25 protein-coding genes, 3 tRNA genes and 1 pseudogene are annotated in these 23,878 nt (G+C 64.3%); 21 read left to right on the top strand and 8 right to left on the bottom strand.

Annotation, left to right across the window (positions count from 1 at the left end; all coding sequences use genetic code 11):
* Positions 1 to 209 precede the first annotated feature (209 nt).
* Both AB0H22_RS03420 and AB0H22_RS03415 read left to right on the top strand, forming a co-directional pair.
* Positions 210 to 1,334: a catalase family protein gene (locus AB0H22_RS03420; protein WP_180748756.1), complete on the top strand. Its 1,125-nt coding sequence runs from the start codon at positions 210 to 212 to the stop codon at positions 1,332 to 1,334.
* Positions 1,335 to 1,437: 103 nt separating this feature from the next.
* On the top strand, positions 1,438 to 4,047 hold the full coding sequence (locus tag AB0H22_RS03415) for a LuxR C-terminal-related transcriptional regulator (RefSeq protein WP_358144753.1): 2,610 nt from the start codon (positions 1,438 to 1,440) through the stop codon (positions 4,045 to 4,047).
* Positions 4,048 to 4,127: 80 nt separating this feature from the next.
* Here the strand turns inward: AB0H22_RS03415 and AB0H22_RS03410 are convergent.
* Positions 4,128 to 4,319: pseudogene (locus AB0H22_RS03410) on the bottom strand (hypothetical protein); the annotation flags it as partial.
* 276 nt (positions 4,320 to 4,595) lie between these two features.
* On the opposite strand from AB0H22_RS03410, the gene AB0H22_RS03405 reads away from it, so the two are divergent.
* Positions 4,596 to 5,876: a S8 family serine peptidase gene (locus AB0H22_RS03405; protein ID WP_358144751.1), complete on the top strand. Its 1,281-nt coding sequence runs from the start codon at positions 4,596 to 4,598 to the stop codon at positions 5,874 to 5,876.
* Positions 5,873 to 6,097 (top strand): hypothetical protein, encoded by a 225-nt coding sequence (locus AB0H22_RS03400; protein WP_180748753.1) that lies wholly within the window; start codon positions 5,873 to 5,875, stop codon positions 6,095 to 6,097. The genes AB0H22_RS03405 and AB0H22_RS03400 overlap by 4 nt, the downstream gene beginning before the upstream one ends.
* 57 nt (positions 6,098 to 6,154) lie before the next feature.
* Here AB0H22_RS03400 and AB0H22_RS03395 read toward each other — a convergent pair whose 3' ends face one another.
* The 3 genes from AB0H22_RS03395 to AB0H22_RS03385 all read right to left on the bottom strand — a co-directional run bounded on the left by AB0H22_RS03395 (position 6,155) and on the right by AB0H22_RS03385 (position 8,640).
* Complete coding sequence (locus AB0H22_RS03395; protein WP_255485600.1) at positions 6,155 to 6,664, bottom strand: hypothetical protein; 510 nt, start codon at positions 6,662 to 6,664, stop codon at positions 6,155 to 6,157.
* Between the two features lie 137 nt (positions 6,665 to 6,801).
* Positions 6,802 to 7,650 (bottom strand): universal stress protein, encoded by an 849-nt coding sequence (locus tag AB0H22_RS03390; RefSeq protein ID WP_180748752.1) that lies wholly within the window; start codon positions 7,648 to 7,650, stop codon positions 6,802 to 6,804.
* A gap of 9 nt (positions 7,651 to 7,659) precedes the next feature.
* Complete coding sequence (locus AB0H22_RS03385; RefSeq protein WP_358144748.1) at positions 7,660 to 8,640, bottom strand: NAD(P)H nitroreductase; 981 nt, start codon at positions 8,638 to 8,640, stop codon at positions 7,660 to 7,662.
* A gap of 174 nt (positions 8,641 to 8,814) precedes the next feature.
* Here AB0H22_RS03385 and AB0H22_RS03380 point away from each other — a divergent pair, with 174 nt between their 5' ends.
* The 16 genes from AB0H22_RS03380 to AB0H22_RS03305 all read left to right on the top strand — a co-directional run bounded on the left by AB0H22_RS03380 (position 8,815) and on the right by AB0H22_RS03305 (position 19,168).
* Positions 8,815 to 10,362, top strand: coding sequence for an AAA family ATPase (locus AB0H22_RS03380; protein ID WP_358144746.1), 1,548 nt, complete (start codon positions 8,815 to 8,817; stop codon positions 10,360 to 10,362).
* Positions 10,363 to 10,412: 50 nt separating this feature from the next.
* Positions 10,413 to 10,485, top strand: a tRNA-Thr gene (locus tag AB0H22_RS03375).
* A 49-nt stretch (positions 10,486 to 10,534) separates the two neighbouring features.
* A tRNA-Met gene (locus AB0H22_RS03370) sits at positions 10,535 to 10,611 on the top strand.
* Between the two features lie 43 nt (positions 10,612 to 10,654).
* A complete protein-coding gene (rpmG, locus tag AB0H22_RS03365) occupies positions 10,655 to 10,822 on the top strand; it encodes a 50S ribosomal protein L33 (protein ID WP_162526255.1) in 168 nt (55 codons plus the stop codon).
* An 85-nt stretch (positions 10,823 to 10,907) separates the two neighbouring features.
* A complete protein-coding gene (gene hadA / locus AB0H22_RS03360) occupies positions 10,908 to 11,378 on the top strand; it encodes a (3R)-hydroxyacyl-ACP dehydratase subunit HadA (protein ID WP_180748749.1) in 471 nt (156 codons plus the stop codon).
* A complete protein-coding gene (hadB, locus tag AB0H22_RS03355) occupies positions 11,378 to 11,809 on the top strand; it encodes a (3R)-hydroxyacyl-ACP dehydratase subunit HadB (protein WP_180748748.1) in 432 nt (143 codons plus the stop codon). The genes hadA and hadB overlap by 1 nt, the downstream gene beginning before the upstream one ends.
* A gap of 2 nt (positions 11,810 to 11,811) precedes the next feature.
* A complete protein-coding gene (locus AB0H22_RS03350; protein ID WP_180748747.1) occupies positions 11,812 to 12,282 on the top strand; it encodes a MaoC family dehydratase N-terminal domain-containing protein in 471 nt (156 codons plus the stop codon).
* A 157-nt stretch (positions 12,283 to 12,439) separates the two neighbouring features.
* Positions 12,440 to 12,512, top strand: a tRNA-Trp gene (locus AB0H22_RS03345).
* A gap of 70 nt (positions 12,513 to 12,582) precedes the next feature.
* On the top strand, positions 12,583 to 12,981 hold the full coding sequence (secE, locus tag AB0H22_RS03340; protein WP_180748746.1) for a preprotein translocase subunit SecE: 399 nt from the start codon (positions 12,583 to 12,585) through the stop codon (positions 12,979 to 12,981).
* A gap of 43 nt (positions 12,982 to 13,024) precedes the next feature.
* Positions 13,025 to 13,822 (top strand): transcription termination/antitermination protein NusG, encoded by a 798-nt coding sequence (nusG, locus tag AB0H22_RS03335; protein WP_358144742.1) that lies wholly within the window; start codon positions 13,025 to 13,027, stop codon positions 13,820 to 13,822.
* Between the two features lie 77 nt (positions 13,823 to 13,899).
* A complete protein-coding gene (gene rplK, locus AB0H22_RS03330; RefSeq protein WP_180748744.1) occupies positions 13,900 to 14,331 on the top strand; it encodes a 50S ribosomal protein L11 in 432 nt (143 codons plus the stop codon).
* A 114-nt stretch (positions 14,332 to 14,445) separates the two neighbouring features.
* Positions 14,446 to 15,153 (top strand): 50S ribosomal protein L1, encoded by a 708-nt coding sequence (gene rplA / locus AB0H22_RS03325; RefSeq protein WP_180748743.1) that lies wholly within the window; start codon positions 14,446 to 14,448, stop codon positions 15,151 to 15,153.
* Between the two features lie 193 nt (positions 15,154 to 15,346).
* Positions 15,347 to 15,553, top strand: a complete 207-nt coding sequence (locus AB0H22_RS03320) for a hypothetical protein (protein WP_180748742.1) — start codon at positions 15,347 to 15,349, stop codon at positions 15,551 to 15,553.
* Positions 15,554 to 15,618: 65 nt separating this feature from the next.
* Entirely contained in the window at positions 15,619 to 16,269 is a 651-nt protein-coding gene (locus tag AB0H22_RS03315) for a response regulator transcription factor (protein ID WP_180749716.1), read from the top strand.
* 44 nt (positions 16,270 to 16,313) lie between these two features.
* Positions 16,314 to 18,023, top strand: coding sequence for a GAF domain-containing protein (locus tag AB0H22_RS03310; protein WP_358146035.1), 1,710 nt, complete (start codon positions 16,314 to 16,316; stop codon positions 18,021 to 18,023).
* A 170-nt stretch (positions 18,024 to 18,193) separates the two neighbouring features.
* On the top strand, positions 18,194 to 19,168 hold the full coding sequence (locus AB0H22_RS03305; protein ID WP_358144739.1) for an alpha/beta fold hydrolase: 975 nt from the start codon (positions 18,194 to 18,196) through the stop codon (positions 19,166 to 19,168).
* Here AB0H22_RS03305 and AB0H22_RS03300 read toward each other — a convergent pair.
* From AB0H22_RS03300 to AB0H22_RS03290, 3 genes are all read right to left on the bottom strand, one after another.
* A complete protein-coding gene (locus AB0H22_RS03300) occupies positions 19,165 to 20,397 on the bottom strand; it encodes a sigma-70 family RNA polymerase sigma factor (protein WP_180748740.1) in 1,233 nt (410 codons plus the stop codon). The genes AB0H22_RS03305 and AB0H22_RS03300 overlap by 4 nt on opposite strands.
* Before the next feature lie 7 nt (positions 20,398 to 20,404).
* The gene (locus tag AB0H22_RS03295) at positions 20,405 to 21,103 is read right to left on the bottom strand and encodes a YciI family protein (RefSeq protein ID WP_358146033.1); all 699 of its coding nucleotides are present in this window, start codon (positions 21,101 to 21,103) and stop codon (positions 20,405 to 20,407) included.
* A gap of 96 nt (positions 21,104 to 21,199) precedes the next feature.
* Positions 21,200 to 21,859: a helix-turn-helix domain-containing protein gene (locus tag AB0H22_RS03290; RefSeq protein WP_358144737.1), complete on the bottom strand. Its 660-nt coding sequence runs from the start codon at positions 21,857 to 21,859 to the stop codon at positions 21,200 to 21,202.
* 197 nt (positions 21,860 to 22,056) lie between these two features.
* Between AB0H22_RS03290 and AB0H22_RS03285 the strand changes: the two genes are divergently transcribed.
* Positions 22,057 to 23,001 carry a class I SAM-dependent methyltransferase gene (locus tag AB0H22_RS03285; RefSeq protein WP_180748738.1) on the top strand — a complete coding sequence of 315 codons (945 nt, stop codon included), beginning with the start codon at positions 22,057 to 22,059 and terminating at the stop codon, positions 22,999 to 23,001.
* Here AB0H22_RS03285 and AB0H22_RS03280 read toward each other — a convergent pair.
* Positions 22,998 to 23,876: a diacylglycerol kinase gene (locus tag AB0H22_RS03280; protein WP_358144735.1), complete on the bottom strand. Its 879-nt coding sequence runs from the start codon at positions 23,874 to 23,876 to the stop codon at positions 22,998 to 23,000. The genes AB0H22_RS03285 and AB0H22_RS03280 overlap by 4 nt on opposite strands.
* Positions 23,877 to 23,878 lie beyond the last annotated feature (2 nt).

Raw genomic sequence — 23,878 nt, 5'->3', positions numbered from 1 at the left:
TGCTGCGACATGAGTATTGCGCTACTCGATCCAGTCAAATTCGGATGTCGATAGTGGCTGGAATGTCTCGCCATTTCACCTGCGTCGGCCCCAGCCGCAGCGCAGGATTGAGTAGTCGCGTACTCATGTGCGCACCGCCGGTATTCACGACACTGAGAAAGCCATCGTTTCCGACGGCAAGACCACCTATTCGGGAGGGCTGGACCGCGATGAGCACAGCGGATGAATCGCTCGATACGCCGCGTACCTACCTCCGGTACAGCGATGACATGGGCGCGGTGCCTCCCGGCGAGGAGGAGGTCATCGACAAGATCATCAAGGTGTTGCACAAGAACAACGAGCGGGCCTTCCGGAAATATCGGCATGCCGTCCGCGACGCGCACGCGAAGAGCCACGGCATCTTGCGCGGTGAGCTGACTGTCTATCCGGACTTACCTCCGCACCTACGTCAGGGCATATTCGCAACGCCCGGTAGATACCCGGTCATCTCCAGGTTGTCCACCACCTCCGGCCTACTGCGCAGTGACCGGATCCGGGGCGTGCGAGGCCTGGGCATCAAGGTCCTGGGCGTGAGTGGCCCGCGCACTCTCCCGGATGACGACGCCACCACCCAGGATTTCGTTCTGGTCACCCACCGTGAGTTCCTCTTCGCGGGTGCGAAGGCATATCTTCGGCGGGGAATGCCGACGGCCTGGTTGCTAGCGCGCCTGCCGGACACCGCGTTGAGGCTGGGTAGCAACCTTCTTGGCGGTGTGGCGAAATTTCTTCCACGCGTGGGACTCTCACTGCCGGAATCGGTGGCGGTGTTCGTGCGTCCCAACACACATATCCTCGGCGATACCTTCTACTCCTCGGCGCCGTTGCGGTACGGAGAGTACGTGGCCAAGCTCAGTTACGTACCCCTGTCGAAATCCGTGCGAGACCTGGAAGGGGTGCTGCTGCCGGAGCCCGTCGCCGACGACGAGCTCCGTAATCTGGTCGCAGAGTTCTTCCAGCACAACAGCGCTGAGTACGAGGTGCGGGCGCAGCTGTGCACCGACGCGAAGATCATGCCTCTCGAGGATGCCACCGTCGCGTGGCCCGAGGCGGACTCCCCGCACCGGGGGATCGCCAAAATCGTCTTCCCCGTTCAAGATTCATATGGCGCCGAGCGGCGAGCATTCGGTGACGACGTGCTGTCCTTCAACTCGTGGCGCGCCCTGGCGGCGCATCGACCACTCGGGTCGATCAATCGGCTGAAACTCCGGGTTTACGAGGCATCCAGCAACTTTCGGCATGAGAAGAACGGGGTGTCGCGGATGGAGCCCGCCGGGGTCCAGGATCTACCGGATTGAGATGGCTGCAATGACACGTGCGATCACCAAACCCGCTACGTACGCGAAGTCGACTTACGGACTGGCCCACGCAAACCGGCATCGCGATCTAGACTCATTCTCCATGTCGGGTAGCTGGCAGTTGCTCGACCGCCCAACCGAATTCGAGGCTGTTCGATCGACGCTCGCGGACAGTCCTTCGTGCGGGGTGGTGTTGGTCGGTTCCGCAGGGGTCGGCAAGACGACCCTCGCGCACACGGTCACCGACTCGTTGGGATGCCAGGTTCGCTGGGTGGCATGCACCGAGTCATCGCGAAGCATTCCGCTGGGTGTGTTCGCCCATTGGATACAGACGACCGGGTCGCGTGACCCGGCAGCGCTCATGGCCGCGGCACGGGAATCCATTGTCGCGAACCCTCATCCGATCATCGGAATCGACGACGCGCACCTCCTGGACGACCTGTCCGCGACACTTCTGCATCAGATCGCCGTTGACCATGCCGGCCGGTTGGTCGCTACCGTGCGTAGCGGCGAGCCCGTTCCGGATGCGGTCACCGCATTGTGGAAAGACGACTACCTGCGTCGGTTCGAACTCGAGCCGTTCACCAAGGGACAAAGCGTCGCACTTGTCGAATCGGTGCTCGGCGGTGCGCTTGAAGGGCTCAGCGCCGACGTGATGTGGGAGTCATCCGGTGGAAATCCACTGTTCCTGCGGCACCTGGTGGAGGGTGCTGTCGAGGCCGGATCGCTTACCGCTGTCAACGGGGTGTGGCAGCTGCGCGGTAACACCGTTGTCCCGTCGGGGTTGGCCGCGTTGATCGGGGATCGTCTGGAGCAGTTGGACGGCGACGTGCTCAATGCGCTGAAGTTACTGTCGCTGTGCGAGCCGCTCGATATCGACACATTGTGTGAGATCGCCGGCGGTGATGCGGTGGATAGCGCGGAGATTGCGGGTTTTGTCCGTGTCGAACGCGACGGTCGACGGATCAATGTGCGGTTCAGTCATCCGATGTTGGGTGAGGTTGTTCGTCGCAGAGTGGGCACCGCCTCGGGGCGGCGGCTGCGGGGTCAGCTTGTGCGGGTGCTCCGCGACCGCGATATCGACTCGGCCGCCAAACGCATCCGGCTGGCGCAGCTGTCGGTCGACAGTGACGAGACCACGGACCCGGCCCTGCTGGTTTCCGCCGCGAAGGACGCCGTGTACCTGTCCAATCTGCCCGTTGGGGAACACTTGGCGCGGTGTGCGGTCGAACGCGATGGTGGGCTGCGCGCCGCCGAGGTGCTTTCGCGCGCGCTGCTGTGGCAGGGCCGTCCCGAAGAGGCTGAGCAGACACTCGCGGAGTTCGATCCGGACCAGCTCGACGAGCTCTCGCTTGTTCTTTGGGGTCTTCCGCTCGTCTCCATTGCATTCTGGTCGATGGGTGATGTCCGGCGTGCACACGAGCTGATGGCTCTGCTGCGCGAACGGGTACAGCACCCTGCCCTGAAACTGGTCGTCGATGCGACGGGGGCGGCATTGGCCATCCATGAGAACCGGTTCGATGAGGGACTGGCGGCCGCGACTCTCGTGCTGTCGGACCCGGAGGCTCCCCGGCAGGCAGTGGAATTCGCGGCGTTCGGTATCGGGCTCGCGTTGCCCGTCGCTGGGCGCGGTGACGAATTCGAGCCGATTGCGGCGAGGTGCCGCGCCCAGAAACGGTCCACCGACGGCATGATCGCGGTCATGGTGCGGTACTGCGATGTGCTGGCGCTCGTGTACACCGGGCAGCTCCGGATGGCCGACAGTCGCGTTGCCGAATACACCGAGTTCTCTTCTGCTGGACAGTTTCTCGCGTGGGCGATAGCACGGATCATGGCCGGGCTGGTGGCCGTGCACCGCGGTGCCTTCCCGACGGCGATATCGTCTATCGAGCAGGCTCTGGCCGCGCTCAACGCCGAGAAGCCACTGCCGTGGCAGCTTCCGGCGCGGCTGTTGCTCGCACGCGCCTATGCCGCACTCGGCAAGGTCGAAGACGCCGAGCGCGTGCTGACCGAGTCGGGGGAACACTCGGGGCAGTTCGTCGCGCTGCACGACCCGCAGTTGTTGATCGCAAAATCATGGCTCGCCGCGGCACGCGGCGCAGATCGGTCGGCGGTAGACGCCGCCCGACGTGCGGCCGACGCTGCACACACTGCTGGTCAATACGCGGTGGAGGCCGAGGCCTTGCACCATGCGGCACGGTTCGGTGACCGGACTGTGGGGCGCCGCCTTGAATCACTTGTCCCGCGTGTGCACGGCCCGTTGGTGGGGCTATATGCGCGGCACGCGGTCGCTGTCGGCACTTCGGATGCCGCGGCATTGGACATGGTCAGTGGTGATTTCGAGAATGCGGGCCTGCTGTTATCGGCGGCCGATGCCGCTGCGCAGGCGGTGACACTGCGCAGCCGCGGCGGGGATAGGTGCAAGAGTGCCGAGTCTGCCGCGCGCGCACTGCGGATCGCCGGTCAGTGCGGTGGCGCGGCCACGCCCGCGATCCGGGCCGCCGCCCGCCCGCTTCCGGTCACCGCACGGGAGCGGGAAATCGCGGCGCTCATCGGGGAGGGGCTGTGCAACCGCGAGATCGCCGAGCGTCTCACGCTGTCGGTGCGGACCATCGAAGGCCACATCTACCGTGCGTGTATCAAACTCGATGTGGCAGACCGCGATCAGCTCGCCAAGATCGTATGGAGCGATCTGGCCAACCCGCAGGAATAGGCACAGCGTAACGATCCGTGGCGCCTTCAGTCCTCCGCTGCGCCTTCAGATGCCGGCTGCCGGAGCACGGTGCGTTCATGCACCAGGTAACTGGATACAACGGTGAAAAGGACGGTGATGGCCGAGCCGACGTCCCCGGGTATTACGACGTTGAACTTGCCGAGGATGAATACCAGGACAACCGAGATCGCGCCGGCCGTCCCGCCTGCCGCCACCTTGGCGGTGGGTGTGCTCGACGGCTGTCGGATTGTTTGTCGTTCAAGCGTTGTCATGATTTGGTCCTCTCCGGTGACAGGTCTTCTCGAACCGTAGGCGCGGCGGGCGGGCATCACACGAGTAGCGGACTACTTCGTTCGCGGGGGCGATGGAAGCCACGCCTGCAGTCCGGCCGAGCCTCGGCCGGACGCTGTCAAATACAGGTAGTGGACCACTCATCCGATACCGAGCGATCTTGCCGATGATCGCTGGTAGCCGAACTAAACGCGTCTGTATTCCGTGGGGCGTCTTCGGCTTCCAGCCACGTACGTCAGGAAAGGGCGGACCAAGAGATGACTAACACCGACTCGGAAATCTACACAGGAAGACATGTGGTCGTATTCGCGCCGGCGAAGGCGCGGGGTAATCACGCCAACACCCTTGCCAGTGTCGCAGGGCTGTCGAATATCGTGCACAGCAGGGATTTTGAGAATCAAGCGATGGATATCAGCGCCCTTGCCGGGGCAGATGCCACCGTGTTCGACGAACTCGGTCTGGCAGTCGTCGACTCCGATGCCGAGCAGACCGTGGCCCTTCAAGCCGCCGCCGAGGCGGGCGACATGGTGCTGTCGGTGGAACCGGAGCTGATTCACCACGCGCTCACGGTGACCTCTCCGGAGTACCTCAGCGGTTACCAACATGGCGTGTCCGACTTCTTCGCCCGGCTGCAAGCCGACACCACCGTGCCGACTGTCGATGAGCTCGCCGCCGCGTATGCGGATAGCGACAAATCGACGTGGGGTCTGCAGGCAACGAAGGCCAACACGAGTTCAAAGACCGGTCGTGGCGTTCGGGTAGCGGTGCTGGACACCGGTTTCGACGCGTCCCATCCGGACTTCAAGAAGCGTCACGTGACCATGCAATCGTTTGTCGACGGGGAAACCGCCGAGGATGCGCACGGGCACGGAACGCACTGCGTCGGGACCTCCTGTGGGCCGCGTTCCCCACGGGGCAGCCGTCGTTACGGCGCCGCCACCGAGGCCGAGATCTTCGTGGGCAAGGTGCTGGGCAATTCCGGGTCGGGTTCCGATGGCGGCATACTTGCCGGTATCAACTGGGCCGTGGCCAACAACTGCGCCATCATCTCAATGTCCTTGGGCGCCAACGTCGACAAGATATCTCTTGCCTACGAGACGGTGGGGCAGCGCGCGCTTGACCGCGGCTCGCTGATCATCGCCGCGGCGGGAAACAATGCGAACCGGCGGGCCGGAGAGTACGGCTTTGTCGGAGTGCCCGCGAACAGCCGCTCGATTATGGCGATCGCCGCGGTGGATTCGTCCTTGAACCCGGGCTGGTTCTCGGCGCGCTCGAGCACCAAGACTAAGGCCGCCGGTCATATCGACCTCGCCGGGCCAGGTGTCGATGTGTACTCGTCGTGGCTGATGCCGAAGCGCTACAACTCGATCAGTGGCACCAGTATGGCGACGCCACATGTGTCAGGCATCGCCGCACTGTGGTGCGAGGCCACCGGCCTCACCGGCAGACAGTTGTGGACAGTGCTTTTGCAGCAGGCGGTACCGCTCAACGTGCCGGCCGTCGACGTCGGCGCCGGGCTTGTGCAGGCCCCACAGTGACGGCGCAGCGGGTCACCGTGACGATCGAAGAGCGCGATTTCGAGGGCACGGTGGCCGCATTGCGGGCCGCCGGTATGGCGGGCATGCAAATACATCGTGAGATCGGAGTGGTTTCCGGTGAGTTCGCAAATGCCGCAGCGCTGGTTGGTATTCCGGGTGTAATCGTCGTGGAGCCGGAGGGGCGGGTGCATATCGCGCCGCCGAACGCGGGTATCCAGTAGTGGTTCCACAGAAAAGAAGGGGCTGTGCGGCGCCGCACAGCCCCTTCTTCGTCGGTATCAGCCGGCTAGTCTGCGCGCGTCCAGCGCGCCGACGGCAGCGTTGCTGGCGCAGTGGAATGCCGTCGGCGCGGCCGCACACCGACCGCTGATCGATACCGGGGTGGGGCAGGCGCCGAAGGCTCGCGAGGCCGGTTCGATACCGCCCGGGCGGGCGTCAGGTCTCATCGAAGATGAACTGACGTCGGCTGACTGCGGGTGGATGTCGTTGGATTCCAGGTAGGTGGCCGTCACTCCCGGCAGCGCCCGCAGATGCTCGGCGAGCCCGTCGAATTCGGGTCCGGCGGGCGCGGTGACGACGAAAATGGATCGAAGCTCTGGCGGTACGCCCGCCGCGTTGGGGTGCAGGGGTGCGACGGTGCGTCCGGCAACCCGAACGGCCTCGAAAATCGGTGCAGCCGAATTTGTTTCACCTGGATGCTCGCGCAGGTCGCGCGCAGGGCCGGGCTCGACCAGGATGAGCAGATCGACATCCGGAGTGACGCTGCGTGCGGCCGTTTGCGTGAACATTTCGACTCCTCCCGGCAAGGGGACGTGTGGTCCGGTTTCGTTGTGCAAGGCGCTGCACTAAACAAATCCTGATCCGACACGATCTCGATGGCGCGAGTAGCGAGGTACCCCAAACGGCGCTCACATGATGGCTGTCGTTACAGCAGCCGTTGGCGTGCGGCGACAAGCACCGAGCAGTGTGTCCTGCCCAGCACGCCGCAGCGATTGGGGCCGAACAATTCCTGCATATGTGCCGCGTCCCCCGCCCCGACGACCACCAACTGCACGGCATGCCCGTGGCGCTCTAGATAGTTGAGCGTTCCTCCTACCGGATCGATGGCACGGATATCCAGATCGGCGTGCCGCACCCGCACCGGTGCCAGCCGCCGCTCCAAATGTATGGCCGCCACCTGACGTTCCCCATGCGCCAAGGTGGCGAACCGATGTCCGGCCACGGTCAGCGGGCGATGACGTAACAAGACTCGCATCGGCGCGCCGCGCAGCCGCGCCTCGTGAGCGGCCAGTTCCAACGAGGCCACCGACTCGTGGGATTCGTCGACCTCCACCACCACCGCCCGCGTCACGCCGGCCGCCGCGTGGTCGTCACGGATCACCGCGACCGGGCAGCGCACCGATCGGAGAACCTCTGCTGCGGTGGAACCGACCCTCCGGGTATCGGCTCCGCTGATGCCGATCGCGCCCACACAGAGCATGAGGGCACCGCGTGAGGCGTCCAGCAGCACGTCCGCCACGCGTCCGCGCCGGATATCGGCCTCGACCTTCACCGGCTTCTGTGTGGAGCCGATCTCGCGGAACGCATGCCTTACCGCCGTCCCCGCGGTGGTCGGCTCGTCGCTGAACTCCGGCGGGGACTGCACGTGGACCAGGCGCAACGGCACACCGTGGTGCAGCGCCTCGTCGACCGCCCACAATGCGGCCCGAACCGCCGATCGCGACCCATCGATACCGACCACCACCGCGGATTCGGGAACACGGACACCACTCATGGCCGTGCCCTAGCCGCGAATCTCGAACACGTCGGCAAGCTGGCGGCGGGGTGTAGGCGGCGGGATACGGCCGAATGTCGGAGCCAGACCCACCCGGATCAGCGCCTGCGGGTGCGTCCTCCCGATAGCGGCGCCGACGACCTCGCGGCTGGCTGTCAACTCCAACATGTGCGTGATGGTGCAGGTCGCCATGCCGGCAAGGGTCGCCTCCAGCAGTACCTCCGAGAGCAGCTCGCCGCAACGCAAGAGATTCTTCGGGGTATCTCTGGCCGTCGACAGTGCCAGCACGTTCGCCTTGTCCTCCTGTAGGCCGGACCGCGGGGGGCGTTCGGTAACGACCGGGAACGTGCGGCCGATGTCGACACGATCGCTCTCGGCCGCCGATACCAGTGCACTGCGCGGAATGCCGTCCACCAATGTGAACGGTGCTGTCCACCAATCGAGTTCGGTCTGATAGGCGGAGTCGTAGATGCGTAGGGCGTCGCTCAGCGCGGATGCCTCGGCCAGTTTCGGCCGTATGGCGTCATCGACCACGTCCAGGATCACTGCTCTGTCGGCGATCACCGCGTTCAGCATCCGGGCGAACTGTGACCAGTGCGGCGATGATCCGAAGGGCAACCGGTCGGTGCGACGCTGCAGAATCGCGTCCGCGCGTCGACGATCGCCCGCCACCACAACGGCTCTGGGGGAGAAGGTGACGGTGGCGAGATGGTCGGGGTTCGCCGCGTCCGGGATACGTTCCACGCGCGCCATCCAGCCCGCCGAGGCCATCGCGACCCTGAGATGGTCCAGCGCTGCACCGCAGCTGATGATCGCTTCACGCCCCGCGCCGTCAGTCCGCTTAACGCACCGAGTGCGATCGAGGTGCAGGTGCAGATCACCGGCCTCGACAATCCAGCGCCACGGCTGCGTGTTATGCAAAGACGGTGCGCGGCATGCGAGTTGGATTGCGGTCTGGATGACGTCAACATTGACCATCGTCTTGGGCATGGGGGACTCCGCTCGGCTGGTGGTGATATCGACTCTTGGTTACGTACTCGGGCGTGGACAGGGCACTTGGTCACCGGCCAGGGGCCCGAAGTCCCAGTGCTGTCGAAGCGGCGTACGTCGGCGGGAACGCGGAGGCGCCCGATTGGTGACTTCTGGCCCACGAACAAGGGGCACATGGCCGGATGTCTGTATCGCGAGCACGGCGACGATGAAGTCATGCGCTCATCACGATCGACCGCCGGCCCCACTTCCGTCGGTGCGGAGATTCGCGAAACCCACACGGGTATCGTCATTTTGCTCGGGGGGCGGGCGTACAAGCTCAAGAAGCCCGTCGTCACGAACCTCCTCGACTTCAGCACCCCGGAGCTCCGCGAAAGGGCTTGTGCCCGTGAGGTGGCACTCAACAGCCGCATCTCCGGGGATAGCTACGTCGGCGTCTCACATCTGGTAGATCCCGACGGTGGACCGGGTGAACCGGTCGTGGTGATGCGGCGTTACCCGGACGCTGCGCGGTTGTCGGCGATGGTCAAGTCCAGTCGGGTCACCAAGGCCCAGCTGGACGAGATCGCGGAGGTATTGGCGGCGTTCCACAAGCGGGCCGATCGCAGTCCGTCGATCGATGAGATCGGTGCGCTCGACGCCGTGGTCGACCGGTGGGAGGACACCCTCGCATCCCTGGAGAGGTTCGTGGGGACGGTGCTGCCGGCTGACGACGTGCGTCTGGTTCGGAAGCTTGCGACCCAGTTCATTTCCGGGCGGGCGGTGCTGTTCGCGCAGCGCGTGGCCGACAGAAGGATCGTCGACGGGCATGGAGATCTGCTGGCCAGTGACATTTTCTGCCTACCCAACGGCCCGGTGCTGTTGGACTGCCTGGAATTCGACGACCGGCTGCGGCACGTGGACGCTCTCGACGATGCGGCCTTCCTGGCCATGGATCTGGAGTTCCTGGGGCGTCGGGATCTCGGCGACTATTTCATGGACCGCTATGTGGAGCTGTCCGTGGATCCCGCACCGGAACCGTTGCGGCACTTCTACATCGCCTATCGCGCACTGGTCCGGGCCAAGGTGGACTGCCAACGGTTTTTACAGGGGCAGCGCGCCGCCTCGGGACGCGCCGCTCGGCACCTGGGGATGGCGCTCGACCATCTCGGATCGGCGACGGTACGGCTGGTCCTGGTCGGCGGCGGACCGGGGATGGGTAAGAGCGCATTGGCTCAACGTGTTTCGGAAGATATTGGCGCGCAAATTATTTCAACCGATGAAGTGCGCCAGCAGCTGCATCGTCTGGGTGTGATATCCGGGGGGAAGGGCGTGCTCGACACCGGGCTGTACTCGCCGGAGAACGTGGGCATCGTGTACGACGCCGTGCTGCGGCGTGCGCGGCTGTGTTTGGCAAGCGGCCACACCGTCATCCTGGACGGAACGTGGCGCGGTGCGCGGCACCGGCTGCGTGCGCACCAGCTCGCCTACGAAGCCGGCGCGCCCGTGGTGGAGTTCCTATGCATGGCGCCACTGATCGCCGCGCAACATCGGATGGCGGCCCGTCATGATGGGGTGTCGGACGTCACCGGCGATATCGCAGCCGCGCTGGGCACCGAATTCAACGGGTGGAGCGAGGCTCATGTGATCGATGCACGTCTGCCGCTGGACCGGTCGACCGCCGAGGTCGAGGAGTTGTGCCGGCGGGCGCTGTACGCCCCCGTGCCCTGTCAGTCGAGGTAAAGCCGTTTTGGTTCCGCCGACACCAGCGGGTACCCTCGTGAGGGCTTTATGCCCCCTTAGCTCAGTCGGTAGAGCGTTTCCATGGTAAGGAAAAGGTCAACGGTTCGATTCCGTTAGGGGGCTCGGTGGACACTCGGACCTTCGGGCACGAAGTTCTGAAGGTGCCTATCGGGGCGGTGTAGCTCAGCTGGTTAGAGCGCACGACTCATAATCGTGAGGTCGGGAGATCGAGCCTCCCCACCGCTACCACGTACTACGCAATACAACGAGACAGTGAAAGAGGGCAACTGCAGTGGCCTCCAGTACAGACGTCCGGCCCAAGATCACCTTGGCCTGCGAGACATGCAAGCACCGTAACTACATCACCAAGAAGAACCGGCGCAACGACCCCGACCGGTTGGAGCTGAAGAAATTCTGCCCCAACTGCAAGTCGCACCAGCCGCACAAGGAATCGCGCTAGCAGTAGGCGCCTGTGCCGCCCCGCCGCGACACGAATAGGTGAGCCTTACTTGGTATCGATCAACATCAGTAGGTAGGTTCCGGCCGTGGCTTTATCGCAAGATCTCGTCGGAACGCACTACCGATATCCCGACCACTACGTGGTTGAGCGGGAGAAGATTCGGGAGCACGCCGAATCGGTGAAGAGCGAGCATCCCGCTCATCACCACGAGGCCGGTGCCTCGGCTCTCGGCTACGATTCGCTGGTCGCTGCGCCCACCTTCCTTTGCATCTTCGGATACACCGCCCAGGTAGCTTTCTTCGAGGACGCAAACATCTTGCTCAAGGACGAGAAAATCGTCCAGGTTGACCAGGAACTCAGGATGCTGCGCCCGATTAAAGCCGGTGACACGCTGTATTGCGATGTGTATGTGCACTCGATCCGACGCTCGTTTGGCGCAGACATCGTCGTGACCAAGAGCCTCATCACCAATGACAAGGGTGAGCTCGTGCAGGAGATGTTCACGACTCTTGCCGGGCGCACTGCAGACGACGGAGAAGAAGGCGGGTTCAACTGATGGCATTGCGTGAGTTCAGTTCGGTCAATGTTGGGGATCTGCTGCCGGAGAAGACGATTCCGCTGTCCCGGCAGGATCTCGTGAATTACGCCGGGGTCTCCGGCGATCTCAACCCGATCCACTGGGATGACGAGACCGCCAAGCTGGTGGGGCTCGAGGACGGCGCCATTGCGCACGGCATGCTCACCATGGGCCTCGGCGGCGGCTACGTCACCGAGTGGATCGGCGACCCGGCCGCGGTGACCGAGTACAACGTGCGGTTTACCAGCTTCGTTACTGTTCCCAATGACGGTGTCGGTGCGGAGATCGTCTTCAACGGACGGGTGAAGTCCATCGATGCGGACACTAAGTCGGTGACCCTCGCGCTGACCGCTACCACCAACGGCAAGAAGATCTTCGGCCGCGCCGTCGCGACGGCGACGCTGGCGTAATCATGGCGCTTCAACTCGATGTCGTCGGAATGACGCACCAGTACTCCCAGACCTATGTGGTGGGCCGAGAGAAGATCCGAGAGTTCGCGAAGTCGGTCAAAGCGGTAGATCCGGCCAGCCACGATCCGAAGGCGGCGGCCGAACTCGGGCACCGCGGTCTCATCGCGCCCTTGGCCTTTCCAGCAGTGATGGCGCTGCTGGTGCAGAAGGAATTCTTCCGCACCTATGACGTCGGCATGGAGACCATGCAGATCGTGCATTCCGAACAGAAGTTCGTCTATCACAAGCCCATCGTGGAGGGCGACGAGCTGTCTTGCGACTTCCAGGTTGACTCCCACAAGGAAGCTTTCGGCGTGGACATCGTGACCACCCGCAACGTCGTCCGCAACCAGGCCGGCGAGCTGGTTATGGAGGCGTTCACCACCTTGATGGGCCGGGATTCGGACCGGATGGCCGATATCAAGCTCATCTAGCACCCGTCCCATGAGCGGCCGAGGCAATTTCAGTCTGGGGCTGGCCTCGGGGTACACTCAAGATTCGGGGTTTTCCCATCACAACGCGCCTGTCGGGTACTCGGGAGGCGCGTGTGTTGTGTGAGGCCCCGGCCACCAGGTTGGCGCGCCAGCCACTAGGGGTGTAGCTCAACTGGCAGAGCAGCGGTCTCCAAAACCGCAGGTTGCAGGTTCAAGTCCTGTCACCCCTGCAAAGCCCTGGGGTAAGCACTAGGGAACGACGAGATCACTCACCGAAAGGTAAGAGAGGTACGGAAGGGAATGAGCGACGAGCTAGACGAGTCCGGAGTCGACAGCGACCGGGCCGTCACCTCGACCAAACCGCTTCGCCCGACGGGTAAGCGGACCCGCCGTGCTGACGCTTCGACCGTGGCTACGGAGCTCACCGAATCAGGTGCTTCCGAGACCGGTGAGGTGAAGAAGAAGGCCAAGAAGCCAACCGCCAAGAAAGACAAGACGGGGCCGTCGCGTAACCCGTTGGTCCAGCTTTGGGTGTTCCTCAAGCAGGTGGTCGCCGAGCTGCGCAAGGTCATCTGGCCGAACCGCAAGCAGATGGTCAGCTACACCTCGGTGGTGCTGGTCTTCCTGGTGTTCATGGTCGCCCTGATCGGCGCGATCGACCTGGGCCTGGGCCGGCTGGTCATGCTCGTATTCGGGTAATGCCGGGCCGACTAGAACAACGAAAGACGAGAGAGGACGAACGGTGACAACCTTCGATGGCGACGCTGCGAGCGAGCCAGAAGACACCGGTGACACCGCTGCATCGGTCGATGTGATCGACGAGAGCGCCGAACCCGATGTAACTGCACCCGAGCCGGCTGAGTCGTCTTCGGAAGAGCCGGGCGCTGAGGCGGAAGTTGACGAGGACGCCGACCCTGCCGTCACGTTGAAGGCGCAGCTGCGCCGTGAGCCGGGCGAGTGGTACGTCATTCACTCGTATGCCGGATATGAGAACAAGGTCAAGGCCAACCTGCAGACCCGTGTGCAGAACCTGGACGTCGGCGACTACATCTTCCAGATCGAGGTGCCCACCGAGGAGGTCACCGAGATCAAGAACGGCCAACGCAAGCTGGTCAACCGCAAGGTGCTGCCCGGTTACATCCTGGTCCGGATGGAACTCAACGACGAGTCTTGGGGTGCGGTCCGCAACACCCCCGGCGTCACCGGATTTGTCGGCGCTACCTCGCGCCCGTCGCCGCTGTCGCTGGACGACGTGGTGAAGTTCCTGCTCCCGCAGAATCCGGCCAAGAAACCCGCCAAGGGCGGTGCGGCCGAGGCCGCCGGCGGTGCCGCTGCCGAGACCGGTGGTCTGGAACGGCCGGTCATCGAGGTCGACTTCGAGGTCGGCGAATCGGTCACCGTCACCGACGGTCCATTCGCAACGCTGCCCGCCAGCATCAGCGAGGTCAACGCCGAGCAGCAGCGCCTCAAGGTCCTGGTGTCGATCTTTGGTCGCGAGACCCCGGTCGAGCTCAACTTCACCCAGGTCGAAAAGCTCTGACAAAACTTCGGACCGTATGACGGTCCGGACCCCGCGCGAAAACGTGCGGGTACGGAAGGAAAGTTAGGAAAACCCGAATGGCCCCGAAGAAGAAAAAGGTCGTCGGGCTGATCAAGCTTCAGATCAAGGCCGGCGAAGCCAACCCTGCGCCGCCGGTCGGTCCCGCGCTCGGTCAGCACGGCGTCAACATCATGGAGTTCTGCAAGGCGTACAACGCCGCGACCGATTCGCAGCGCGGCAACGTCATCCCCGTGGAGATCAGTGTCTACGAGGATCGCACCTTCACCTTCGCGCTCAAGACCCCGCCCGCTGCCAGGCTGCTGCTGAAGGCCGCCGGTGTGCCCAAGGGTTCCGGTGAGCCGCACAAGACCAAGGTCGCCAAGGTGACCTGGGATCAGGTGCGCGAGATCGCAGAGACCAAGAAGGAAGACCTGAACGCCAACGACATCGACGCCGCCGCCAAGATCATTGCCGGCACCGCGCGTTCGATGGGCATCACCGTCGAGTAATACGGCATAGCACCCCGAATACCAGTGGTAAGGCCCGCTTCGGCCTGAAGTGTTTGAAGCTCTTGACCCAAGAGGTTCATCGCAAACCACGACCCAACAATTGATTGGATTCCCATGAGCAAGAACAGCAAGGCGTACCGTGAGGCCGCCGAGAAGATCGACCGCGAGAAGCTGTACTCGCCTCTTGACGCCGCAAAGCTGGCCAAGGAGACCTCGTCCAAGAAGTACGACGCCACTGTCGAGGTCGCTATGCGCCTCGGCGTCGACCCCCGCAAGGCTGACCAGATGGTCCGCGGCACCGTGAACCTTCCGCACGGTACCGGTAAGACCGCTCGCGTCATCGTCTTCGCAGTGGGCGAGAAGGCTGAGGCGGCGGCCGCCGCCGGTGCCGATGTTGTCGGTAGCGACGACCTGATCGAGAAGATCCAGGGCGGCTGGCTGGAGTTTGACGCAGCCATCGCCACCCCGGATCAGATGGCGAAGGTCGGCCGCATCGCCCGTGTCCTGGGTCCGCGCGGTCTGATGCCGAACCCCAAGACCGGCACCGTGACCCCCGACGTGGCCAAGGCTGTCGCCGATATCAAGGGCGGCAAGATCAACTTCCGCGTCGACAAGCACTCCAACCTTCACCTGATCATCGGCAAGGCCTCGTTCGACGCCGACAAGTTGACGGAGAACTACGGTGCTGTCCTCGATGAGGTTCTGCGTGCCAAGCCGTCCTCGGCGAAGGGCCGTTACCTGAAGAAGATCGTCGTCACCACCACGACCGGCCCCGGCATCCTGGTCGACCCGGCCGTGACCCGGAACTTCCTGGAGGCCTGACCTTTCTCGGTCGCGTCCGCGAACGTTAGTTGCAAAAGCCCCCATTTCCCGCTCGCATTGAGCCGGAAATGGGGGCTTTGCTGTTGTGATGCCGGCGACCCGCATCCCCTGCGAGTAGGGACCAAAGACCGTAGTCACCAACATCCTTCCCGTCGTACCGTGGAATCAACGAGGTACGACGGGAAGGAATGCCATGACGGTGCGCTCTATCCCATTCCACGACAGCGTGAGTGTCGGAACACTGGTACGGGCTGCGGCGCTATTCGACGGAAGGCGCCCCGGGGTTCCGGCGAATAGCGCCTCCGGCTGCGTTCTGAACGCGGTGCCGGCCAGTCACCTGCTGGACGCGATATCGCACAGCGACAAGCACATCGGTGATCTGTACGCGGTTGGACTGTAGCGATGCCGGTGCTGGATTCCGTCGCCGGTGCCACACTGGATGCGGCAGGTGGAAGGGAAACGGACATGATCACGGTGTTCCTGGTCGACGACCACGAGGTGGTGCGCCGAGGTCTGGCCGACCTGTTGGAAGAGGAAGAGGACTTCTCGGTGATCGGGCAGGCGTCCTCGGTCGCCGAGGCGATGGCGCGTATCCCCGCACTGCAACCGGATATCGCGGTGCTGGACATCCGGTTGCCCGACGGTAACGGGGTCGAGCTGTGCCGGGAATTGCGGTCCAAATTGCCGGATCTCAACTGTCTGATGCTCACCTCGTTCACCGACGAACACGCCATGCTCGACGCGATCATGGCGGGGGCCGGGGGTTATGTCATCAAGGACATCAAGGGAATGGAACTGGTCTCCGCGGTCCGCACCGTCGGGGCGGGACGCTCGCTGCTGGACAACCGGGCCGCCGCCGCTCTGATGAACAAATTGCGCGCTGCTGCAGATAATCCATCGCCGCTGGCCGGGCTCACCGCGCAGGAGCGCACCCTGTTGGAGCTGATCGGGGAGGGTCTGACGAACCGCCAGATCGCCGAGCGAATGTTCTTGGCGGAGAAGACGGTCAAGAACTATGTCTCGCGTCTGCTCACCAAACTGGACCTCGAACGCCGAACACAGGTCGCGGTGCTGGCCACCAAATTAGCGCGAGATAACCAGGGACTCCACGGCTGACGGTCTGGTATTCACCCGAGGTCAAGGTATGCGAGAGTTGAATGGTGGTCGAGGACGTTGGTGCGCAACCCAATCGGGTGACGGCCGAGCTTGCTCACTTGCAGCTGCGTGACCTGCTCTCCGAGGTGCAAGGCCGGATCGAGCAGATTGTCGACGGCACCCGCGGGCGCATGGATGCCTTGCTCGATGCCGTCATGGCCGTCAGCTCGGGGCTAGAGCTTGATGCGACACTACGGGAAATCGTCTGTGCGGCATCGGAGCTCGTCAGCGCCCGCTATGGCGCACTCGGTGTGGTGGGATCGGACGAGAAGCTCACGGAGTTCGTCTACGAGGGTATCGACGAGGCCACCCGCGACCTGATCGGGCCGCTGCCCACCGGCCACGGTGTGCTCGGAGTGGTGATCGACGAGGCCAAGCCGTTGCGGCTGCGCGATATCGCGGCACACGTGGCCTCGGTCGGCTTCCCGGTGAACCACCCGCCGATGCGAACCTTTCTGGGCGTGCCCGTGCAGGTGCGCGGCGAGGTGTTCGGGCGGCTGTACCTGACCGAGAAGCTCGACGGGCAGGAATTCACCGAGGATGACGAGGTGGTGGTACGCGCGCTCGCGGGTGCGGCCGGCATCGCGATCGAGAACGCCCGCCTCTACCAGCACGCCCGCCGTCGCGAGCAATGGCAGCGTGCCACCGCGGATATCACCGCCGAACTGCTCGCCGGCGTGGACCCGGGTAAGGCGTTGCACCTGGTGGCCGCCAATGCGGCATTGCTGGCGGAGGCCGACTTTGCGTTTATCGCGTTGCCGGTGGGCGCGGTCGGGGATGAGGATATCGCCGAGCTGGTAGTAGCCGTTTATCTCGGCGAGGGTGCAGAAGTGTTGAGCGACAAGGTGATCCCCATCGATGGGTCAACCTCGGGGAGTACCTTCGTTGATCAGGAGCCGAGAAACGTGGGCCGGCTCGCGGTAGACCTGGCTGAGGGGACGGATCTGGCGTTCGGGCCTGCACTGGTGCTCCCGCTCGGGGGAGGGGAGTCGACGGCAGGTGTGTTGATCCTGCTGCGCGCGGTGGGAGCGGTGGCCTTCGACGAGGAGCAGCTCGATATGGCCGCCTCCTTCGCGGGGCAGGCGGCGCTGGCACTGGAACAGGCCGAGGTCCGTCTGGCCAAACATGAATTGGATGTGCTGGCCGATCGCGACCGCATCGCCCGTGACCTGCACGACCATGTCATCCAACGATTGTTCGCCGTCGGCCTGGCGATGCAGAGCACTCATCGTCGGTCCGTAGAACCGACGGTTGCGGCCCGCCTCGCCGACCATATTGACCAGCTGCACGAGGTGATCCAAGAGATTCGGACCGCGATATTCGACCTGCACACCAACGACGAATCGTTGCGCGCAGCGCTGCGTTCCACCATCAACGAGCTCACGGCGGACACGGGGCTGCGCGTATCGGTGCGCATGAGCGGTCCACTGGATGTGTTGCCCGCCAATACTTCCGGCGATGCCGAGGCGGTGGTGCGTGAGGCCGTGAGCAATGTGGTCAGGCACGCCCGGGCCAGGGAACTGTCGGTGACGGTGTCGGTTGACGATGAGCTGGTCATCGAGGTGGTTGACGACGGCATCGGGATACCAGATGTGGTCGCCCGCAGCGGGCTGAGTGGGCTCGCGAATCGGGCCACCGAGTCGGGGGGCACGTTCACGGTGTCGGCATTGGACACCGGGGGCACCCGGCTGGTCTGGTCAGCACCCCTGCCGTAGGTGCTGTTCGGGCCGAATCCGATGCGGCGTATGCGGTGGATATCGCCTTCTCGGCGATCGAAGAGGCCGAAGGCTAGGCTATTTACGCCCGCAGGTGCGCCGCCGAAATCGCGTAAGGACCATGGGGCGAAGCCCCATTAGGAAGGACTGTCATGAACGAGAATCGACCCGTGACCGACACAAATCCCGTTGGCGGCCCCGAGATTTCCGTATTCACCTCCGATGTGGACCGGATGGCGATCTACTACCGCAGGTGGCAACCGCCGTGTGGGGTCGCCAGCCGGGCCGCGGTCCAGATCACGCACGGTATCGCCGAATACAGTGCCCGGTACGACCGCCTGGCCCGGTTCCTCGCGGCGCGTGGTTGTGTGGTGTACGCACTGGACCTTCGCGGGCACGGGCAGACCGCCGGCCCTGACAAATTGGGGCTGCTCGGAGTCACCGCCTGGGACGATATGGCGGCTGATATCAAGCAGCTCGCCGACATCGCGCGTGCCGAGAATCCCGTGCTTCCGCTGATCGCGTTCGGGCACAGCATGGGCTCGGCGCTGACGCAGTCCCACATCCAGAACCACGGGGACCTACTGGCGGGGGCCGTCCTCTGCGGCACACTCGGCGCGGTGCCAGGCCTCACCGAGGAGGCTTACCGGCAGGCAATCGCGCAACTCGAGGCCGTCGCCACAGGTCCGAATGCGATGGCACCGAGCGAATTCATGGGATCCATGCTGGCCGCGTTGAACGCACCCTTTGTGGCCGACGGTGCCACGTCCACTGGGTCCGAGTGGCAGACCTGCGACCCCGAAGAGATCCGCGCCTTCCAGTCGGATCCCTTGTGTGGCAAGCCTTTCTCCAACGCGATGACGTACTCGGTGATCAAGGGATTCCACTCATTGTGGGAGCCAGAGAATGAATCCCGCATTCCGACCGAGCTGCCGATCCTCGTCATCGCGGGAAGCGAGGATCCGGTCGGGGGGCGAACCGAAACGATTCAGAGTCTCATCACCCGTTATTTGACCGAGGGTCACCGGCGTCTGGAGTATCGGTTCTACGCGGGCGGGCGTCACGAGATTCTCAACGAGCCGGAGAAGGATCGCGTCCACCGCGATATCGGCCTTTGGTTGGAGAGCGTCCTCGACGCTGTCTAGCTCCGGGTCGTGCTTTCACATTCGGTTATACGACGCCGCAGAAACTCTCGGCCGGGGGCAGAACCATTGGTGGACAGTGCCTTTCGATACCATTCGACCGCCTCGGCGTTGCGTCCGGCGCGTCGGAGCAGATCGGCACGGACGGTGACCGCCAGGTTCGATCGCGCCAGCCGCGGATCGTGGGCGACCTTTTCCAATGCGGCCAGTCCCGCGTCGGAGGTGTCGCGCAGCCCGATGGCCAACGCCCGGTTCACCAGCACCACAGGTGAATCCGTCATGGTCGCGAGCCGGTCGTAGGCCAGGCAAATGGCATGCCAGTCGGTTTCTTCCCAGGACGGGGCGGTGGCGTGCAGCGCGGCGATCACCGCCTGCGGTAGATAGGGGCCGGTCGATCCTGCCGCCTGCCGCAACTGGCTCAGCCCGCGGGCGATGCGGTCGCGATCCCATCGGCCCCGGTCCTGCTCCTCCAGGGGGACCAATGCGCCGCCGGCTTCCATTCGGGCGAGGCGCCGCGAATCATGAAGCAGCACAAGTGCAGCGAGTGCGTTCGCTTCCCGTTCCTGTGGCATGAGCTTGCACAGCTCGCCGGCGAGACGCGCGCCCTCGTCGCATAACTCGTCTCGAATGGCCGATGGTCCGCCCGTCGACCAATAACCCTCGGTGAACACCGAGTAGATGCAGCCGAGCACATGCGGGATGCGTTCGGGTAACAGCTCGGTGGGCGGCACCCGCAGCGGAATATTGGCCGTGCGAATCTTGGCCTTGGCGCGGGTGATTCGCTGGCCTATCGCGGCTTCGCTATGGAGCAGCGCCCGGGCGATCTCGGCGACCGTCAGGCCCGATACCAACCGCAGCGTCAGGGCCAGCTGCGACATTCTCTCGAGGGCGGGATGGGCACAGGTGAACATCATCCGCAGCTCGTCATCGCGTACCGAATGAGGGTCGGAGAGGTCCGTCCGGGCGGTGATGTCGTCAAGCATGGCCGCCAATTCCTTTCCCGGGCGTAGAGTCTCGCGCCGGAGTCGATCACGTGCCCGGTTCCGTGCGGCCGTCAACAACCAACCGCCCGGATTGTCGGGTACGCCGTCGCGCGGCCAGGTGCGCAGTGCGTCGGTGCATGCTTCCTGGACGGCGTCCTCGGCGATGGTGAGGTCCCCTGACCATCGGGCGATGGCAGCGACGGTGGCGCCCCACTCCCGCCGGAAGACGCCGTCCAGTTCGGTCGTCATCCGGTGGTTAGAGACCCGAGACGCCGGTGAGTTGGCGCAGCTGGACGACCGATGCGGGGATCTGCGATGCGAGCTCGATGGCCTTGTCGCGGTCGTCGGTGGTCAGCACGTAGAAACCGTTCGCGATCTCGGCACCCTCGATATAGGGGCCGTCGGTGAGAAGGGTCTCGCCATCGCGCAGCCGGACCGTGGTCGCCGTCGACGGGGGATGAAGCGGTCCGGCGATCTTGATATGCCCGCCCGCCTTCTCGCCGAACGCTCCGTGCTGTGCCGCCACCGCTTCCCATTCGGGGCTACCCGGCGGATACGCGCGATCGCGTGGCTCTAGAAGCAGTGCGAGCCAACTCATTGCGCCCTGCCCGCCGAACTCCTGTGAGCAGTCGACCAGTGGCCACACCTCGACCGCACCATGCTTGGCCTCCGGGATGTCTCGGGCCAGCGCCAGCGCATCGTCGAGGTTCTCGGCCTCCAGTACGTAGTAGCCGCCGGCGACCTCGGCGCCCTCGACGAACGGTCCGTCGGTGACTACGGCGGTATCCGGCCCCCCGGTGATCCGGACACCGTCGGCGACGGGGAACAGGGCGTCACCCGCACGGATCGCAGATGCCGCCTTGGCGTGAAAGTTCTGATAATCGGCCATCTCCTGGGCGCCCTCTTCGGGTGTGCGATCCCACTCGGGGCCGATCAGCAGCGCGAGGTAGTACATGGTGGAGCCCTCCGTCTGTGTCAGTGAGCGGAACTCTGCGATCCACTCTCTACTTGTCTGACGAACCGCGCATCGCCAATCAGACATCCTCGGCCATTATGTGAACACCTGCTCGGGCGGCGGCGGTGCTTCCATGAGTGCGGGAAGCACAAAGGTCCGGACATAACGGCGCACCTGATCGGGATCATCGCAGCCCGGTATGGAACTCGACAGCAGACTCATGACCACCGACAGCACGTAACGCGAGGCGTCGCCGGCGCTGAGACCCTCGCGCAGCGGCGCCAGACCGCTGCTGAACATCGACTCGTACAGCGATGTGAGCATCTGTGACAGCCCGGGTGAGCCGAAAATCAGGCTCGCGGCGGTGCTATGGGTGCCGTCCGGGTCGGCGAGCGCGCGGAGCAGGGGGTCCTGGGTGGTCTCGGTCGCGACGATGACCATGGACTCGACGACCATCTCGGACCAATCGCCGAGCGCCATCAGCCGGGGAGCCGTTTCCGCGATGTTCGTTGTTGCTCTGCGCACGATCAGGGCGTCGAGTACCTCGTCCCGATTGTTGAAGTATCGGTACACGACGCCACGGCTGTAACCGGCCTCGCGGGCGACGGCCCCCATGCTGAGTGCGGTGGCCCCAACCCGGGTCAACACACGCTCGGTCGCGTCGAGCAAGTGCGAACGCACTTCTGCGGACGTCTTACCGTCCTTGATTGGCCGCCCGCGTCCACGTCCTGCCTCGGCGGCGATGTGGTCGGTCACTGTGAGTCTCGATCCTCGAAATTGCTAGACAAATATATCGTGTTGTTCTATAAATAGTGCGAGCTCGTTTTCCGTGGCGCTTCCGGACGGGTCTCGCTGGTTTGCAGTGGTGGGATGTGCGGTTTGAGGGGTCTGCACTGATAACTATGGGGGCCGTCCTGTCGGCGCACCATGGAGGCCGGCGTACAAAGGAACTCATGGCGCGAAGCGACGGAGACAGCTGGGAAATCACCGAAAGTGTCGGCACCACCGCGTTGGGAGTGGCCAGCGCCAGAGACGCGGAAACCCGCAGCGAGAATCCGCTGATCACTGATCCGTACGCCGGGCACTTTCTCTCGGCAGCCGGTGACGGGGTGTGGAACATGTACCGCTTCGACGGGGAGCCGCCCGCAGCTCTGCTGGAGGCCGAGCCTCGATTGGTTGAACGGATTGCCGCCATGCGGTCGTATATCGCATGCCGCACCAAGTTCTTTGACGATTTCTTCGGTGCTGCGGGGGAGGCCGGGATTCGTCAGGCGGTGATTCTGGCGGCCGGACTCGATGCACGCGGATGGCGACTCGACTGGCCCACCGATGCACTGTTGTTCGAGCTGGACCTGCCCAAGGTTCTGGCCTTCAAGGCGGACACTCTGGACGCGCAGGGCGCCACCACCCGCGTCCGTTACGTCCCGGTGGCGGTGGACTTGCGCGACGACTGGCCCGCCGCGCTAGCAGCCAACGGATTCGACCCCGCCCTGCCCTCGGCGTGGATTGCCGAGGGGCTGTTGCCGTATCTGCCGCCCACAGCACAGGACCTGCTATTCGAGCGCGTTGATTCGCTCAGCGCACCGGGCAGCCGTATCGCGGTGGAGAACTTCGGAGAAGGCTTCTTCGACCCGGAAACTCTTGAGCGCCAACGGAAACGTGGGCAGGCATTTCGACGTGCCGCGGAGAAACTCCAGGACGAGGAGATTCCTAGCGTCGCCGATCTCTGGTACCTGGAGGACCGCACCGATGCCGGCGAGTTCCTCGCCAACCGCGGGTGGCAGGTGACCAGCGAGCCCACCACCGCCCTGCTGAAGCGTCACGGTCGTGGCATCCCCGCGGATCTGGAAGACGCGACCCCGCACTCCGCATTCCTGTTCGCGGACAAGGCCGGTTAGGCGAAGACGGTCAGGGCGCCGGGAACGACATCGATATCGATCGGCAGCGGCGCCACCGGTTCGCCGTCCGCATAGGCGGTGATATCCGTGGAGGTCAGCCGCACCTGCCGTGACCGGAAGGTGCTGACCTCGGGCAGGTCGACGTGGGTGCCCTTGTAGACGGTGGGGGACAGGCGCAGCAGGCGGAGCCGTCCACCGGCCGCCACCACCGTCACGTCGAGTAGCCCGTCGTCCAGAACTGCGTTGGGACAGATGCGCATTCCACCGCCATACGAGGTTCCGTTCCCGACCGCGACGAGGGTGACATCGGTCTCGATCACCTGGTCGTCCAACTCGATACGGAACGGCAGCGGCCGCAGTTTCGCGGCCTCCAGTGCCATGGCGATGTCGTAGCGGCGACGGCCCCGTGGCCAGCTCATCCGATTGGCGCGATCGTTGACCAACGAGTCGAAGCCGGAGGCCACCACGGTGGCGAACCACGTTGTGTTCCCGTTGTATTGGATGCGTCCGGCGTCGATCACTCGGATATTGCCGGTGGCAATCACGTCGGCGGCGGCAATCGGGTCTCCCAGCGGGATGTCCAGCATGCGCGCGCAGTCGTTGCCGGTGCCGATAGGGATCACGCCCAGGGCCACCGGGGTGGATGCCACCGCCTGGAGCGCGATGCTCACCAGACCGTCTCCGCCCGCGGCGACGATCCCGCGAGCGCCCGTGCGCGCGGCTTCCTGTGCCAGCGCATGCGATTCCGATACCGATGACGCGGCGTGGTGGGTCACCGTCAGCCCGCGCTTGCGCAAATGGGCGATGGCGGCCTCGGCGGCCTGTGCGGCGGCATGGCCGGCGGCCGGATTCGTCAGGACGGTAACGTGCGTCATCG

The organism is Mycobacterium sp. NPDC050853 (assembly GCF_040653875.1).
Taxonomy (GTDB): Bacteria; Actinomycetota; Actinomycetes; order Mycobacteriales; family Mycobacteriaceae; genus Mycobacterium.
This window is presented reverse-complemented; position numbering and strand designations above follow the sequence as displayed.

Excerpts from the sequence above, each read along its gene's own strand:
- AB0H22_RS03420 (WP_180748756.1), top strand. The coding sequence starts at position 210 with ATGAGCACAGCGGATGAATCGCTCGATACGCCGCGTACCTACCTCCGG.
- AB0H22_RS03415 (WP_358144753.1), top strand. The coding sequence starts at position 1,438 with ATGTCGGGTAGCTGGCAGTTGCTCGACCGCCCAACCGAATTCGAGGCT.
- AB0H22_RS03405 (WP_358144751.1), top strand. The coding sequence starts at position 4,596 with ATGACTAACACCGACTCGGAAATCTACACAGGAAGACATGTGGTCGTA.
- AB0H22_RS03395 (WP_255485600.1), bottom strand. The coding sequence starts at position 6,664 with ATGTTCACGCAAACGGCCGCACGCAGCGTCACTCCGGATGTCGATCTG.
- AB0H22_RS03390 (WP_180748752.1), bottom strand. The coding sequence starts at position 7,650 with ATGAGTGGTGTCCGTGTTCCCGAATCCGCGGTGGTGGTCGGTATCGAT.
- AB0H22_RS03385 (WP_358144748.1), bottom strand. The coding sequence starts at position 8,640 with ATGCCCAAGACGATGGTCAATGTTGACGTCATCCAGACCGCAATCCAA.
- AB0H22_RS03380 (WP_358144746.1), top strand. The coding sequence starts at position 8,815 with ATGGCCGGATGTCTGTATCGCGAGCACGGCGACGATGAAGTCATGCGC.
- hadB (WP_180748748.1), top strand. The coding sequence starts at position 11,378 with ATGGCATTGCGTGAGTTCAGTTCGGTCAATGTTGGGGATCTGCTGCCG.
- AB0H22_RS03350 (WP_180748747.1), top strand. The coding sequence starts at position 11,812 with ATGGCGCTTCAACTCGATGTCGTCGGAATGACGCACCAGTACTCCCAG.
- secE (WP_180748746.1), top strand. The coding sequence starts at position 12,583 with ATGAGCGACGAGCTAGACGAGTCCGGAGTCGACAGCGACCGGGCCGTC.
- rplK (WP_180748744.1), top strand. The coding sequence starts at position 13,900 with ATGGCCCCGAAGAAGAAAAAGGTCGTCGGGCTGATCAAGCTTCAGATC.
- rplA (WP_180748743.1), top strand. The coding sequence starts at position 14,446 with ATGAGCAAGAACAGCAAGGCGTACCGTGAGGCCGCCGAGAAGATCGAC.
- AB0H22_RS03320 (WP_180748742.1), top strand. The coding sequence starts at position 15,347 with ATGACGGTGCGCTCTATCCCATTCCACGACAGCGTGAGTGTCGGAACA.
- AB0H22_RS03315 (WP_180749716.1), top strand. The coding sequence starts at position 15,619 with ATGATCACGGTGTTCCTGGTCGACGACCACGAGGTGGTGCGCCGAGGT.
- AB0H22_RS03300 (WP_180748740.1), bottom strand. The coding sequence starts at position 20,397 with ATGACGACCGAACTGGACGGCGTCTTCCGGCGGGAGTGGGGCGCCACC.
- AB0H22_RS03295 (WP_358146033.1), bottom strand. The coding sequence starts at position 21,103 with ATGTACTACCTCGCGCTGCTGATCGGCCCCGAGTGGGATCGCACACCC.
- AB0H22_RS03285 (WP_180748738.1), top strand. The coding sequence starts at position 22,057 with ATGGCGCGAAGCGACGGAGACAGCTGGGAAATCACCGAAAGTGTCGGC.
- AB0H22_RS03280 (WP_358144735.1), bottom strand. The coding sequence starts at position 23,876 with ATGACGCACGTTACCGTCCTGACGAATCCGGCCGCCGGCCATGCCGCC.